This is a genomic window from Arthrobacter sp. NPDC058130, from assembly GCF_042884475.1.
In the GTDB taxonomy this organism is placed as follows: domain Bacteria; phylum Actinomycetota; class Actinomycetes; order Actinomycetales; family Micrococcaceae; genus Arthrobacter.
Genome location: NZ_JBHVTV010000019.1, coordinates 1 through 14,612, shown reverse-complemented (window position 1 = coordinate 14,612; position 14,612 = coordinate 1). Strand labels below are relative to the sequence as shown.

Genomic DNA, 14,612 nt, shown 5'->3' with positions numbered 1-14,612 from the left:
CGGTTACATCCGTTCCGGCGCCGAGACGCCCAGCAGTTCCAGTCCGTTGGCCAGCACCTGGCTGGTGGCGTCATTGAGCCACAGCCGGGTGCGGTTGGTGTCGGTGATGGGCTCCTCGCCCTGGGGCGCCACACGGCAGGCGTCGTACCAGCGGTGGTAGGCGCCGGCGATGACTTCGAGGTGGCGGGCCACGCGGTGCGGCTCGCGCAGCTCGGCGGCCTTGGCCACGATCGAGGGGTAGCTGCCCAGGTGCGAGAGCAGCTCGTTTTCGGTGGCGTGGTCCAGCAGGCCGGCGTCGAAGCTGTCTTTGCCGTCCACACTGCGCTCCACGCCGGCGGCCACGGCGTTGCGGGCGGCACCGCGGGAGCGGGCGTGGGCGTACTGGACGTAGAACACCGGGTTTTCATTGCTGTGCTTCTTCAGCAGCTCCGGGTCCAGCGTCAGCGGCGAGTCGGCGGGGAACCGGGCCAGGGAGTACCGGACGGCGTCCTTGCCGAGCCAGTCGATGAGGTCCTTGAGCTCGATGATGTTGCCGGCGCGCTTGGACAGCTTGGCGCCGTTGACCGAGACCAGCTGGCCGATCAGGACCTCGATGTTGACCTCGGGGTCATCGCCCGCGGCGGCCGCAATGGCCTTGAGCCGGTTGATGTAGCCGTGGTGGTCGGCGCCGAGGAGGTAGATCTTCTCGGTGTAGCCGCGGTCCTTCTTGGACAGGTAGTAGGCGGCGTCGGCGGCGAAGTACGTGGGCTCGCCGTTGGCGCGGATCATCACGCGGTCCTTGTCATCGCCGAAGTCGGTGGTGCGCAGCCAGACCGCGCCGCCGTCGTCGAACACATGGCCCTGTTCGCGCAGGCGGGCGACGGCGTCTTCGATCGCGCCGGCGTCGTGGAGCTCCTGCTCGGAGAAGAACACGTCGAAGTCGACGCCAAACCCGGCCAGCGTCTGCTTGATGTCGTGCATCTGCGCCTTGTAGGCGGCGCCGCGGATCACCGGCAGGGCCGCGACTTCGGTGAGTTCGCGGATGTCGGGGTGCTCGGTGAGCACTTCGTGGCCGAGGTCAGCGATGTACTGGCCCGGGTAGCCGCCCTCGGGCACGTCCCTGCCGTGCAGCCGGGCGTACACGGAGTTGGCGAACACGTTCATCTGGGAGCCGGCGTCGTTGATGTAGTACTCAGCCGTGACGTCGGCGCCGGAGGCGCGCAGGACGCGGGCGATCGCGTCGCCGAGAGCGGCCCAGCGGGTGTGGCCGATGTGCAGCGGGCCGGTGGGGTTGGCCGAGACGAACTCCATGTTGACCACGTGCCCGGCGAGCGCGGTGTTGGTGCCGTAGGCCGGACCCGCCTCGACGATCGCCTTGGCGAGCGTGCCGGCGGCCGCGGCGTCCACGGTGATGTTCAGGAAGCCGGGCCCGGCGATGTCCACCTCGGAGACGCCGTCGATCGTCTTGAGCCGGGCGCCCAGGACGGACGCGAACTCCCGCGGGTTGGTGCCGGCCGTCTTGGCCAGCTGGAGGGCGACATTGGTGGCCCAGTCCCCGTGATCCCTGTTCTTCGGGCGCTCCACGCGCACCTCATCCGGGATGTCGGCTGCCGAGAGGGCAATGTCACCGGCCGCGACGGCGTCTTTCAGGCAGGCGGATATGGCGAGGGAGAGTTCTTCTGGGGTCACACTTCTAGCCTACCGGTGGGCCCGTAGTGCGGCGGAATCCCGCGCCCGGCATGACGGCCGCCGCGTGGGACAAGGGAGCCTCCGGGAAAACCCAAGGTCTTCGATGTTTCGCACCAAGGGTGAACCGTTACCCTAAAAACAAACGTCGTCAGCTCTGTCAGTGCCACGATTTCTTGGCTGTCCGATCCCGCAACGAATCGAGTCCCGCATGAATACCGCCTTCCGTAAGAGCGTCCTCGTCGGCATCGCCGGCCTCTCCGTCGCCGGAACCGCGGCTGGCTGCGCCCCGGCCGCTCAGCCGCCGGCCGCACAGGGCGCGGCCCCGGCATCCGAGTCCGCTGCAAGCACCGGGTCCTACAAGGACGGCACCTACAGCGCCGACGGCAAGTACACCTCGCCCAACGGCACTGAGACCGTCGGCGTGGAACTGACCCTGGCCGGCGGCGCGGTGTCCGATGTGAAGATCACGCAGCATCCGTCGAATCCGAACACCCGCAAGTTCCAGGGCGAGTTCGCCAGCGGCATCCAGGCCCAGGTGGTGGGCAAAAAGCTGGACGAGATCAAGGTGTCCAAAGTGGCCGGATCCTCGCTGACCAGCGGCGGCTTCAACCAGGCCGTGGCGGATATCAAGACCCAGGCCCAGTAACCCTGCAGGGACAGAGGAATCGTGCCTCATCCGGGCTGGTCGCACTTCAGCTTTGACGGGATCGGGACCCGCTGGGAGATTTCCACGCCGTCCCGGCTCTCCGGCAAGCACCGCCGTGGACTGCTCGCCATGGTGGAGAGGTACGACGCCGCGTGGTCCCGGTTCCGGCCCGACTCACTCATTGCGGACGCCGCCCGCGCGCCCGGCCGTGTTGAGCTGCCCGCCGAATCAGCCGCCCTGGCCGAACTGTACGGCATGCTGTACCGGCTCACCGACGGTGCGATGACCCCGCTCATCGGCGGCAGCCTGGAGCGCCTGGGCTACGACGCCAGCTACTCCCTGCGCCCGGGCGGTGCGCCACTTCCCGCGCCGCGGTGGGAGGATGTGCTGGACTGGCAGGGCACCGCGCTCACAACCACCGCCCCGGTAGTGATCGACGTCGGCGCGGCCGGCAAGGGGCAACTGGCCGATCTGCTCTCCGCGCACCTCCGGGACTGCGGCTTCGCCGAGCACTTCATCGATGCCAGCGGGGACCTGCTGAATCCGGGGCCGGACCCAGTGGTGGTGGCCCTGGAGCACCCGTACGATCCCACCCAGGCGATCGGCACTGTCAAGCTGGGGGCCGGCGCCCTGTGCGCCTCCGCCGCTAACCGGCGGGCCTGGGGCGACGGGTTCCACCACGTCCTGGACGGCACCACCGGAGCGCCGGTGCGGACCGTCGTCGCCAGCTGGGCCATGGCCGGGACGGCGATGGTGGCCGATGCGCTGGCCACAGCGTTGTTTTTTGTCGACGGTCCGCGGCTTGAGCAAGAGTTCGATTTCGCCTGGCTCACGGCCTATTCGGACGGGCACGCGGAATATTCAGCCGAATTTGAAGGGGCGCTGTTTTCATGACTGCCATCACCACCACTCCGCTTGGCTCGAGGCTGGACACCGCCTTGGGTCGGCTCACGATGTACCGGCTGGTGCTGTGGGTCCTGGCCGTCCTGGCCGGCTACAGCCTGCTGCTCAATGTGCTGGGCTGGCTGACGTTCGGGCTGCCGGAAATGCTGGCGCACCTGGCCCTGTGCCTTGGCCTGACCTACGCCTCCAGCCAGGGGCTTGCCGCGCTTTTCCACGTGCGTCCGCACACAGAGTCCTCGCTCATTACGGGCCTGCTGCTGTACTTCCTGTTCTGGCCCAGCCAGCTGACCCAGGGACTCCAGGTGGCCGAAATCGGCGGCGTCGCCCTGGCCTGTGTCCTGGCCTCGGCCTCGAAGTATGCGCTGGCCTGGCGCGGCCGCCACATCTTCAATCCGGCCGCGGCCGGCGCCTTCCTTGCCGGACTGACCGGGCTCAACATTGCCACCTGGTGGGCGGCGACGCCGTCGATGCTTTGGCTGGTGCTGCCGGGGGTGCTGCTGGTGCTCTACCGGACCCGCAAGGTCACCATGGCTGCCATCTTCACCGTGGTGGCCGTGTCCATTGTGGCGGCGGACCTGCTCCGGGCCGGGCTGGAGCTTCCCGAGGCGCTGTGGCAGACCTTTGCGCAGCGTCCGGTGCTGTTCTTCGTCGGGTTCATGCTCACCGAACCGCTCACGTTGCCTCCGCGGCGCTGGCAGCAGCTGGCGCTGGCCGCCGTCGTCGGGGTGCTGTTCGCCGTCCCCTACAACCTGGGGTTCGTGGCCAACTCTCCCGAGCTGGCGCTGCTCGTGGGCAACGTGCTCGCCTTCGCCGCCGGGCAGCGGGGCGCGGTGCGGCTGAGCTTTGAGGGTTCCCGGCCGCTGACGCCCACGACGACGGAATTCAGCTTCCGCCCGGAGCGCCCGGTGCGTTTCACGCCCGGACAGGCCCTGGAGCTGCACCTGCCGCCGGACAAGGCCCGCGAGAATCGCACGCGCAAGGGCGATGCCATGGGGGATGGGAAGGGAATCCGGCGCGTGTTCAGCCTGACCAGCACCCCGGGCGCACCGCTGCTGACGATCGGAGTGGGGACGGCGGAGCCGGTTTCGTCCGCCAAGCGCGCGCTGCTGGCCCTCGCGCCGGGCGACGGGCTCACCGCGACCTCGGTGAGCGGCGACTTCATCCTGCCCCGGGATCCGGCCACCCCGGTGCTGCTCATCGCGGCCGGCATCGGCATCACCCCCTACATGGGCCAGCTGGCCGGGGCGCCGGACGCGGAGCCGGACGAAACTTCAGCGCTGGACCGTGACGTTGTCCTGCTGTATCTGGCGAAGAACCCCGAAGAACTGGCCTATGCCGAGGAGCTGCAGCGCTCCGGCGCGCGCATCCTGGCGCGGCTTGCCGATGGATCTGCGCCGCCGGCGTTCATGCACAACGCAGGTGCCGGGAGGATTGACGCCGCGGCCCTCAAGGAGCTGGTCCCGGACATCGGCGGCCGGGAAGTCTTCGTCTCCGGATCGCCCGCCAGCGTGCGCTCACTGCGCGCCGCGGCACGTGGCGCGGGCGCCCGCCGGGTCCATGTGGATTCCTTCACAGGCTACTGAGGTGCTGGCTGCGTCGCGGGAGTTTCACGGACATAATCGCCAGTTGACGCGGGCCTGGCTCCACAAATCGGTGCCGATTTTCCGTTGGGGGCCACCTTCCTGCTAAGCTCTAGGACGTCCCGCCGGTAACGGCAGGATCCCTGGATGCCCTCGTAGCTCAGGGGATAGAGCGTCTGCCTCCGGAGCAGAAGGTCGTAGGTTCGAATCCTATCGAGGGCACAAAATATCGGCATCGCCGAGCAACCCCGCCACTTCACGGAAGTGGCGGGGTTTTTTGTCCCCTGCTTCCACCGAAATTCCATCGAAAACGCGGAAATCCAGCGGCTTTGTTCCTGCCGATTGTCGGTCCCCGCTCGTAGGCTGATTTCATCGGTGGCGGCTACCCGGCACGCCCCGTAGCGTGAAGGGGTCTCACATGTCTCATATGCACTGCTCTGATATGCACTGCTCCATCGTTCCGCCATATTTGCTTCGCCGCCTGGCCGCGCAGCGCGAGCCGGAGCTCTCCCGGGCCGCCCAGGCGGCCAGGCAAGCCCTGCAGCACGTGCCCAGCTTCCAGGCCTCCCGTACCGCGCCCGGGCCCGGCAGCCAACCTGGCATGCGGGAGCTCAAGCCGTCCCCGCCGGAACGGACCGTCTACGACGCCAAGTTCGCCGAGCAGCTGCCCGGCAGCGTGGTCCGCAAAGAAGGTGAACCGCCCACCGGCGATCCCGCCGCCGATGAAGCCTATGACGGTCTGGGGCACACGCACCGCCTCTACGCGGAAGCCTTCGGACGTAATTCGATCGATGGCAAGGGACTCCGGCTTGATGCCACGGTTCACTACGGCCGCCTGTATGACAACGCGTTCTGGGACGGCCAGCAAATGGTCTTCGGCGACGGTGACGGCCAGGTGTTCGAGCGGTTCACGAAATCCCTGAGCGTGATCGGCCACGAGCTGACCCATGGGGTCACCCAGTACTCCGCAGGACTTCTCTACCGCAACCAGGCCGGCGCCCTGAATGAGTCGATGTCCGATGTCTTCGGGGCCCTCGTTGAACAGTACTTCCACAAGCAGTCGACGGCGCAGGCCAGCTGGCTGATTGGCGAAGGCCTCTTCACCAACCAGGTGCAGGGGACCGCTTTGCGGTCCATGAAGGCCCCGGGAACGGCGTACGACGACGACGTGCTCGGCAAGGACCCGCAGCCGGACTCGATGGACGGCTACGTGCGAACCAGCGCGGACAACGGCGGCGTGCACATCAACTCCGGCATCCCCAACCGAGCGTTCTGCCTGGTTGCCACGGCCCTCGGCGGCAACGCCTGGGACGCGCCGGCACGGATCTGGTACGAGACCCTGACGGGCGGCACACTGTCCCCCAATGCCACGTTCGGCGCCTTCGCCAAGGCTACGGCCGCCTCTGCCAAGGAGCTTTTCGGGGAGGATTCCAAAGAACATGACGCCGTGCGCTCCGCGTGGGAAACTGTGAAGGTCAAGTTCCCGGGAGCCCGACGATAAGCCAAGCCCCTGCGGATCCGAGTCCCATGCAGATCCCACTCCGATGGAGATCCGAGTCCCATGAAGATCCGAGTCCCATGAAAATAATTGTCCAGCGCAGCGGCGGCGTGGCCGGCATGAAGCGGACATGGACTGTGCAGCCCGAGCCGCCGGAGGACACTGACCGGTGGCAGCCGCTGATCGAGGCCTGCCCCTGGGACGCCGTCGCAGGGACCGTGGGGGCGTCCGGCCAGCCGGACCGGTTCATGTACAGCATCCGGGCCGATCGACGCCGGGCGGTCCTGCCAGAGCGTGAGCTGACAGGTCCATGGCGTGACCTCGTCGAATGCGCCAGGGCCGCGGCCGAGGAAGAGGCGGCTCCGCCGGGCCTTGGCTAACCGCCCCTACCGTTGCCCTGAGCCGGGTCCGGCGCTGGGGCCTGCGCCGTTGCCCTGCGCCGCGGCCTTAGGCCGTGGCCAGGTGCCCGCGGAATGTGCGCCGGTAGGACTGCGGACTGGTGTCCAGCGCCTTTGCGAAATGGTGCCGCAACAGCACCGAATGGCCGAAGCCGGCTTCCCGCGCGACTTCGTCGATATTGAGTTCAGTGGTTTCCAAAAGCTCCTGGGCGCGGAGCACCCGCTGGGAATTGAGCCATGCCGCCGGGGTAGCCCCCGTTTCCGCCCGGAAGCGCCGCGCGAAAGTCCGCGGCGACATATGGACCCGGGCCGCCAGGTCGTTGACCGCGTGCTCCTCGTCCAGGTGCCGCACCATCCACTGCAGCAACTGCTCCATCGGCTCCGAGCCGCACTGCGGAATGGGCCGGTCGATGTATTGGGCCTGGCCGCCGTCCCGGTGCGGCGGGACCACCATGTCCCGGGCGATGGCGGCGGCCACCTTCGCACCAAACTCAACGCGGATCAGGTGCAGGCAGGCATCGATCCCGGCGGCCGTTCCTGCACTGGTGATGATCCGGCTGTCCTCGACGTAGAGCACGTTTTCATCCACCAGGACGGCGGGGTACCGGCTGGCCAGCTCCTGGGAGTAGTGCCAGTGCGTGGTGCAGCGGCGGCCGTCGAGCAAGCCCGCCCGGGCCAGGGCGAAGGCCCCGGAGCAGATGGACATCACCCAGGCGCCGCGGGCATGGGCGGCCCGCAATGCGTCCAGGACAGATTCGGGAACATCCTCGTCGCGGCCGTACGGCGCCATCACCACGAGGTCCGCGTCGGCAGCTGATTCCAGCCCGAGACCGACGTGCATGGACAGGCCGGATTTGAGCGGGACGTCGCCGGGCTCCGGGGCGCAGACGCGGAAATCAAAGGCGGGCACGCCGTTTCCGCGGTCCGACCGGTCTATGCCGAAGACCTCAAAGGCGGTCGCAAACTCGAAGATCGAGAAGTTGGGGACCACGATCATTGCCACTGATTTGATCATGATTCGATTCTGGCAGAACAGTGGCAGAAATTATAGCTTTTTGGTCATTTCTGCCACTTTTTTAAGTGGCCTGACCGGAGAACCATAGAGGTATGGAACTCCTCGGAATCGCCCTCATCATCCTGGTTCTTGCCGGCGTCACCGCCACGATCGCCGCCCTCCGCAAGGATGGCCTCGGCCACACTCCGCCCGTCCGCTCGGAAGAATATTGGATGGCCCGGGACCTGCCGAGCATCAACTACACGATGCGGAACATCTAAGTCCGCGCACGATTAGTCCACCCGCCCATCGGGCCCGGTCATCCAGCCGGGCCCTCAACATGCGCCGGGACCGAACAGGGCAAACACCCCCGGGCTAAACAGCGGGACCTAACAGCCGCCGTCGCCACTCCGGTGGACAGTCCGCCCCAGTAGACTGTCTCCAGCCATGACATTTCATATTTCCTACCCCGCCGAGCTGCCGGTTTCCGAGCGCCGCGAAGATCTGATGGCCGCCATCGCGGCCAACCAGGTGACCATCATCGCCGGTGAGACAGGCTCGGGTAAGACCACCCAGATTCCCAAGATGTGCCTGGAACTCGGCCTGGGCGAGAACGGGCTGATCGGGCACACCCAGCCTCGCCGGCTCGCGGCCCGCACCGTGGCCGAGCGCATTGCGGAGGAACTCGGCGTCGAGATCGGCCAGGAAGTGGGCTTCCAGGTCCGCTTCACCGGCGAGGTCAGCCGGTCCACCAAGGTCAAGCTCATGACCGACGGCATCCTGCTGGCGGAAATCCAGCGCGACAAGCTGCTGCGCAGGTACAACGCCATCATCATCGACGAGGCCCACGAGCGCAGCCTCAACATCGACTTCATTCTCGGCTACCTCAAGCGCATCCTGCCGCAGCGCCCGGATCTGAAGATCATCATCACCTCGGCCACCATCGATCCGGGGCGCTTCGCCAAGCACTTCGGCAGCGAGGAAGAGCCCTCCCCCATCATCGAGGTGTCGGGCCGGACATTCCCGGTGGAGATCCGCTACCGGCCGCTGTCCCAGCCCGCCGGCGGTGCCGGCGCTGGCGCCGAAGACGGAGACGGAGCCGGGGAAGGCGCAGCCGCGGACGATGAGCTCGAGGAGGACCGCGACCCTCTGGACGCGGTGTGCGACGCCGTCGACGAACTTGCAAAGGAAGCCCCCGGCGACGTCCTGATCTTCTTCTCCGGCGAGCGCGAAATCCGCGACGCGGCGGAGGCCCTCAACGCCCGCATCCAGTCCAACCGGCGCCTGGCCGGCACCGAGGTTCTTCCCCTCTTCGCCCGGCTGAGCCTGCAGGAGCAGCACAAGGTCTTCCATCCCGGCGGCAAACGCCGGATCGTGCTGGCCACCAACGTCGCCGAAACCTCGCTGACGGTCCCTGGCATCAAGTACGTCATCGACACCGGCACGGCACGCATCTCGCGGTACTCGCACCGGACCAAGGTCCAGCGCCTGCCGATCGAGCGGGTCTCCCAGGCCTCGGCCAACCAGCGCTCTGGCCGCTGCGGCCGTGTCTCTGACGGTATCGCGATCCGGCTGTACTCCGAGGATGACTTCGAATCGCGGCCGCTGTTCACGGATCCCGAGATCCTGCGCACCAACCTCGCAGCCGTCATCCTGCAGATGACCGCCATGGGCGTGGCCCGCGGGCCGAAGGATGTGGAGAACTTCCCCTTCGTCGAGCCGCCGGATTCGCGCGCAATCAACGACGGCGTCAGCCTCCTGCGCGAACTTGGCGCCCTCAGCGCGGCCCGGCAGCAGGAGCCAACGGACGACGGCGGGAGCCGCCCCGGCCGCCGTCCGGCGGGGACGACCGGCGGACGAAATGGTGCCGGACGAAACGGTGCCGGAAGGAACGGCGGCGGGCTCACCGCCGTCGGGCAGCAACTGGCCCAGCTGCCGGTGGACCCCCGGCTCGGCCGGATGATCGTGGAGGCCGGAAAGCGCGGCTGCGTCCGCGAAGTCATGATCCTGGCCGCCGCCCTGACCATCCAGGACCCCCGCGAGCGCCCCCAGGGGGACGGCTCAGGCAAGCAGCAGCTCGCGGCGGAGAAGCACGCCCGCTTCCGGGACGAGAACTCGGACTTCACCGGTTACCTGAACCTGTGGAACTACCTGCAGGAGAAGCAGCAGGAGCTCTCCTCCACGGCGTTCCGCCGACTCTGCCGCACTGAGTTCATCAACTATCTCCGGGTCAGGGAGTGGCAGGACCTGTTCGCCCAGCTCCGGCAGATGGCCCGGCCGCTGGGCATCAGCCTGGACAACAAGCGCCTTGCCGATCCCGTGGGCAACCACGACGGCATCCACATCAGCCTGCTCTCGGGGCTGCTGAGCCACATCGGCATCCTCGACGAGCGCAAGCGCGAGTACGCCGGAGCCCGCGGCAGCCGCTTCGCGATCTTCCCGGGCTCGGCACTGTTCAAGAAGTCACCCACTTTCGTGATGGCAGCCGAACTGGTGGAGACGAGCCGGCTCTGGGCCCGCGTCGCGGCGAAGTTCGATCCGCTCTGGGCCGAGCAGGTAGCCCCTGACCTGGTCAAGCGCAGCTACAGCGAGCCGCACTGGTCCAAGAAGATGGGCTCGGTGATGGCGCACGAAAAGGTCACGCTCTACGGCGTGCCCATCATCCCGAGCCGGCGCATCAATTACGGCAAGGTGGAGCCGGAGCTCTGCCGTGAGCTCTTCATCCGCCATGCCCTGGTGGAAGGCGACTGGCAGACCCACCACAAGTTCTTCCACCGCAACCGCGCGCTCCTCCACGAGGTCGAGGAGCTCGAGGCCCGGATGCGGCGCCGGGACATCCTGGTGGACGACGAGACGTTGTTCGAGTTCTACGACGCCCGGATCGGCGCTGACGTCGTCTCTGAGCGGCACTTCGACAAGTGGTGGAAGGACGCCCGGCAGCAGGATCCGACGTTGCTGGACTTTGAGAAGTCCCTGCTGATCAGCGAGGACGCCGCGGCCCTGGACGACTCGGCCTACCCCAAGACCCTCCTGCATAAGGGTTTCGAGCTGCCGCTGAGCTATGAGTTCCACCCCGTGGCGCCCGGCTCGCCGCCGAATCCGTCCGACGGCGTCACCGCCGAGGTCCCCGTGCTGTTCCTGAACCAGCTCGACGACGCCGCGTTCCGCTGGCTGATCCCCGGGCAGCGGGTGGAACTCGTGACGGCGCTCATCAAGTCGCTGCCCAAGCAGGTCCGCAAGAACTTCGTTCCGGCTCCGGATGTTGCCCGCCAGGCCGTCGCGGCGCTGGAAGCCGACTTCGATCCCGCCGCGGACGAGCTCGAGCCCTCCCTTGAACTCGTGTTGCGCCGGATCCGCGGACAGGTCATTCCGGCCGGGTCCTGGAACTGGGACGCCGTGCCGTCGCATTTGCGGGTCAGCTTCCGGGTGGTGGATTCCCGCGGCAAGGTGCTGGATGAGGGCAAAGACCTCAACGCGCTCCAGGAGCGGCTGGCTCCGGCCACCCGCCGGGCGATCGCGGAATCCCTCGGCGCCACACCTGGCACCACGGCACCGGCGAAAGGAATCACGGCGCCGGCGAAAGGAACCGCGGAAGCCGCCACGAACGGCACGCCGACCGGGAAGGAAACCGCCGGGAACTCCCGGGCGGGCACGCCGGCGTCTCCCCTCGCGGCTGCCACGGCTTCCGGCGGCTTCGCGGAATTGTCCGGGCTCAAGGACTGGACCTTCGGAACCGTCCAGCGCCAGGTCCAGGGCAGCGTGGGCGGGCACACCGTCACCGGCTACCCCGCACTGGTGGACGAGGGAACTTCCGTGGCGCTGCGGCTGTTCCAGACTGCGTCCGAGCAGCAGGAAGCCATGCGCGGCGGTGTCATCAGGCTCCTGGCCCTCAAGGTGCCGCCGCCGGACCGCTATGTCCTGGAGCACCTGAACAACACCGAGAAACTGACGTTCAGCCAGAACCCGCACGGCTCCGTGACGGCGCTGATCGCTGACTGCGCCCTGGCCGCCATCGACAAGCTCACGCCGGCCGGGCTGCCGTGGGACGAGGCCTCGTTCAAGGCGCTCTACGAGACCGTCCGGGCGGAGCTGATCGATACGGTCTTCACGGTCACCGCCGTCGTTGAGCGCATTCTGGCCAGCACCCGCCGGATCGAAAAGCAGCTCAAAGGCACCACGAGCCTGGCCCTGATCAGCGGGCTCAACGACGTCAAGAGCCAGCTGGAGCAGCTCGTATATCCGGGCTTTGTGGCACGGACGGGCTACGCCCAGCTCAGCCAGCTGCCCCGCTACCTCTCGGCGATCGAGAAGCGCCTCGAGAAGCTGCCGGGCAACGTCCAGCGGGACGCCCTGCACATGGCCGCCGTCCAAGCGCTCGAGGACGACTACGACGACGCCGTCTCCGCGCTGCTGCCCGGACGGCGGGCCGGCGCCGAGTTAACCCACGTGCGCTGGATGATCGAAGAACTGCGGGTGAGCCTTTTCGCCGTCGAACTCGGGACCGCCTATTCGGTATCCGAGAAACGCATCCGGGCGGCGCTGAACAAAGTGCTGGCACCGGCGTAGACCCCTTGGGGTGCTACGCCGGCGCCAGGTGCTGGCCGCCGGCCTGACCGTGCGCTGAACGGGGCCTGGCTCAGGCGTCCGGAACGTGCTCCGCGTGGCCGGCGGCGCGGAGGCCTTCGCGGAGCTTCTCCGCGTTGGCGTCCAGCGTGGCCGGATTCGGGTGCTGGTCCGCCGAGCCGAAATCAAAGTCGGCCATGGAAGTGGAGGGCCACACATGGACGTGCAGATGGTTGATTTCGTAGCCTGCCACGATCAGCCCTGCCCGTGCGGCGTCGAACACGTCCACCTGGACGGCACCGATCTTGCGGGCAACTTCCATGACCCGGCCGAGGACCTCCGGCGACGCGTCCGTCCAGCGGTCCACTTCCTCGGTGGGCACCACGAGGGTGTGGCCGTCGGCCAGCGGACCCATGGTCAGGAACGCCACGACGTCGTCCTCGCGCCAGACAAAGCGGCCCGGGATCTCGCCCTTGATGATTTTGGTGAAGAGAGTGCTCACGCGTCTGCCTTTTCTGCCGGGGACCCCAGGGTGCTGGCGTCCAGGACAAAACGGTACTTCACGTCGCCGGCCACCATGCGGTCGTAGGCTTCGTTGAGCTGGTCTGCCCCGACCACCTCGACGTCGGACACCACGCCGTGCTCGGCGCAGAAGTCCAGCATCTCCTGAGTCTCGGCGATGCCGCCGATCAGCGAACCCGCATACGCGATTCGGCGCCGGATCAGCGCCCCGGGATTGACAGGCGGCATCGCCGTCGGGGGCAGGCCCAGCTGGAACAGCGCGCCGTCCCGGCGCAGTGTGCGGAAGTAAGGGTTCAGGTCGTGCGGTGCGGCGACGGTGTCGATGATGACGTCGATGCTGCGGTTCGCGGCTTCCATCGCGGCTGGGTCAGTGGAAAGGACGACGTCGTCGGCGCCCAGCTCGCGCGCCGCGGCGAACTTGTTCTCCGACGTCGTAAAGACCTTGACCTCGGCGCCCATGGCCTTGGCGATCTTGACGGCCATGTGGCCGAGTCCACCCAGTCCGACGACGCCGACCACGTCGCCTTCCTCGACCTCGAAGTAGCTCAGGGGCGAATACGTGGTGACGCCTGCGCACAGCAGGGGCGCCGCGGCGGCGGGGTCCAGGGTTTCCGGGACCCGCAGGACATAGTTCCGGTCCACCACGATGGAGGTGGCATAGCCGCCCTGGGTGATGGCGCCGTCGTTCCGGGGATCCTTGGCGCCGTAAGTTCCCACCAGGCCGTTTTCGCAGTACTGCTCGAGTCCGTCCAGGCAGCTCTCGCATTCGCGGCAGGAATCCACCATGCAGCCCACGCCCACGCGTTCGCCCACCGTGAAGTCGTCGACGGCGGAACCGAGCCGGCTGACGCGGCCGACGACCTCATGGCCCGGAATCAGCGGGTAAGTGTCGCCGCCCCATTCGCCCCGGGTGGCGTGCACGTCCGAGTGGCACAGTCCGCAGAATTCGACAGCGATCTCGACGTCGTCCGCTTTCGGCTCCCGGCGGGACACGGTCAACGGGACCAGTCCGCTGTCCGGTGCGGTGGCACCGTACGCGGCGGCCAGGGTGGGGCCGGCGGTTTGCGCGACGCTGCCCGCGGTGGTGTTCGGAGTGGTATCCGCTGTGGTGCCTGCGGGAGTGCCTGCCGTGGTGCCGGGATCCGGCAGTGGCTTGGCAAGGGGCGGGGGTACGGGACGTCCTGGTGTCATACGTTGACGCTACCCCCGGTCCCGTCATCTATTCCACTTTGTTGTGGCCCGTCGCGCTGTGGCACTTTCCTTCGGTCACCGCTGCTCTCGGCGGCCGTATGGGCCGGTACGCCAAACGCACGACGCCGGGCACCGCTCTAGGGGCCGCCTGCGGGCGCCGGGCGGCTGAGGGAGTTCCCCGGGGGCGATCACGGACCATCCTCCGGCCGCTGCTCAGCGGGCCGTCAACGCAATCGCGGACCCAGACCGCTGGGGCCGCGGGCTACAGGGTGCGGGCGCCAGGCTACTGAGGGCCAGGTTGCTGCGGGGGTACCCCACGGCGGTGGGCATCGACCTCATTATTCCTTAGCCAACCGGCCGAGATATCCCGCCTGCACCACGGGCTGGCACCACTCGGTCAACCAGGCGGTTCTTCCCGCCTGCGCCAAAAGACCACCCCTGTCCGGGACGGTCATCTGACGGCAACGGGCGGCAAGCACGGGATCGAGGCATAGATCGGGATTGGGCGGAAAGGGACTTAGGATGCCCAAGCGGGGCGCGATCTTTTTGTCGTAGGTCCCTGAAAGACTGGATTCATGGACGGCAATCAGGGGCCCGAAGTGGTTCCGGCAGGACACGGCGATACCGGCTTCGGCCGCGCCGCTTCCGG

At 67.7% G+C, this 14,612-nt stretch carries 12 protein-coding genes and 1 tRNA gene; 8 read left to right on the top strand and 5 right to left on the bottom strand.

Annotated elements, in window-relative coordinates:
- Positions 1 to 3: 3 nt before the first annotated feature.
- Positions 4 to 1,668: an arginine--tRNA ligase gene (argS, locus tag ACFVTM_RS21685; RefSeq protein WP_390206189.1), complete on the bottom strand. Its 1,665-nt coding sequence runs from the start codon at positions 1,666 to 1,668 to the stop codon at positions 4 to 6.
- Positions 1,669 to 1,876: 208 nt separating this feature from the next.
- Here argS and ACFVTM_RS21680 point away from each other — a divergent pair, with 208 nt between their 5' ends.
- The 6 genes from ACFVTM_RS21680 (at position 1,877) to ACFVTM_RS21655 (ending at position 6,675) form a co-directional block, all read left to right on the top strand.
- On the top strand, positions 1,877 to 2,314 hold the full coding sequence (locus ACFVTM_RS21680; protein ID WP_390206188.1) for a hypothetical protein: 438 nt from the start codon (positions 1,877 to 1,879) through the stop codon (positions 2,312 to 2,314).
- Between the two features lie 21 nt (positions 2,315 to 2,335).
- Positions 2,336 to 3,208 (top strand): FAD:protein FMN transferase, encoded by an 873-nt coding sequence (locus ACFVTM_RS21675; RefSeq protein WP_390206187.1) that lies wholly within the window; start codon positions 2,336 to 2,338, stop codon positions 3,206 to 3,208.
- Complete coding sequence (locus ACFVTM_RS21670; protein ID WP_390206186.1) at positions 3,205 to 4,800, top strand: FAD-dependent oxidoreductase; 1,596 nt, start codon at positions 3,205 to 3,207, stop codon at positions 4,798 to 4,800. The genes ACFVTM_RS21675 and ACFVTM_RS21670 overlap by 4 nt, the downstream gene beginning before the upstream one ends.
- Positions 4,801 to 4,946: 146 nt before the next feature.
- A tRNA-Arg gene (locus tag ACFVTM_RS21665) sits at positions 4,947 to 5,019 on the top strand.
- Positions 5,020 to 5,215: 196 nt separating this feature from the next.
- Positions 5,216 to 6,298 (top strand): M4 family metallopeptidase, encoded by a 1,083-nt coding sequence (locus tag ACFVTM_RS21660; protein ID WP_390206184.1) that lies wholly within the window; start codon positions 5,216 to 5,218, stop codon positions 6,296 to 6,298.
- A 77-nt stretch (positions 6,299 to 6,375) separates the two neighbouring features.
- A complete protein-coding gene (locus ACFVTM_RS21655) occupies positions 6,376 to 6,675 on the top strand; it encodes a protealysin inhibitor emfourin (RefSeq protein ID WP_390206182.1) in 300 nt (99 codons plus the stop codon).
- 67 nt (positions 6,676 to 6,742) lie between these two features.
- On the opposite strand, the gene ACFVTM_RS21650 is transcribed toward ACFVTM_RS21655, so the two are convergent.
- Positions 6,743 to 7,708 carry a GlxA family transcriptional regulator gene (locus tag ACFVTM_RS21650; RefSeq protein ID WP_390206180.1) on the bottom strand — a complete coding sequence of 322 codons (966 nt, stop codon included), beginning with the start codon at positions 7,706 to 7,708 and terminating at the stop codon, positions 6,743 to 6,745.
- Between the two features lie 92 nt (positions 7,709 to 7,800).
- On the opposite strand from ACFVTM_RS21650, the gene ACFVTM_RS21645 reads away from it, so the two are divergent.
- Together ACFVTM_RS21645 and hrpA are read left to right on the top strand one after the other, a co-directional pair.
- Complete coding sequence (locus ACFVTM_RS21645) at positions 7,801 to 7,968, top strand: hypothetical protein (protein WP_377985543.1); 168 nt, start codon at positions 7,801 to 7,803, stop codon at positions 7,966 to 7,968.
- A gap of 166 nt (positions 7,969 to 8,134) precedes the next feature.
- Entirely contained in the window at positions 8,135 to 12,253 is a 4,119-nt protein-coding gene (hrpA, locus tag ACFVTM_RS21640) for an ATP-dependent RNA helicase HrpA (protein WP_390206178.1), read from the top strand.
- A 70-nt stretch (positions 12,254 to 12,323) separates the two neighbouring features.
- On the opposite strand, the gene ACFVTM_RS21635 is transcribed toward hrpA, so the two are convergent.
- From ACFVTM_RS21635 to ACFVTM_RS21625, 3 genes are all read right to left on the bottom strand, one after another.
- Positions 12,324 to 12,752, bottom strand: a complete 429-nt coding sequence (locus ACFVTM_RS21635; protein WP_390206176.1) for an HIT family protein — start codon at positions 12,750 to 12,752, stop codon at positions 12,324 to 12,326.
- The gene (locus ACFVTM_RS21630) at positions 12,749 to 13,963 is read right to left on the bottom strand and encodes an NAD(P)-dependent alcohol dehydrogenase (protein WP_390206175.1); all 1,215 of its coding nucleotides are present in this window, start codon (positions 13,961 to 13,963) and stop codon (positions 12,749 to 12,751) included. Before ACFVTM_RS21630 ends, ACFVTM_RS21635 begins: the two co-directional genes overlap by 4 nt.
- 338 nt (positions 13,964 to 14,301) lie before the next feature.
- On the bottom strand, positions 14,302 to 14,612 hold a 311-nt coding region (locus ACFVTM_RS21625; RefSeq protein WP_390206173.1), incomplete at its 5' end, for a hypothetical protein.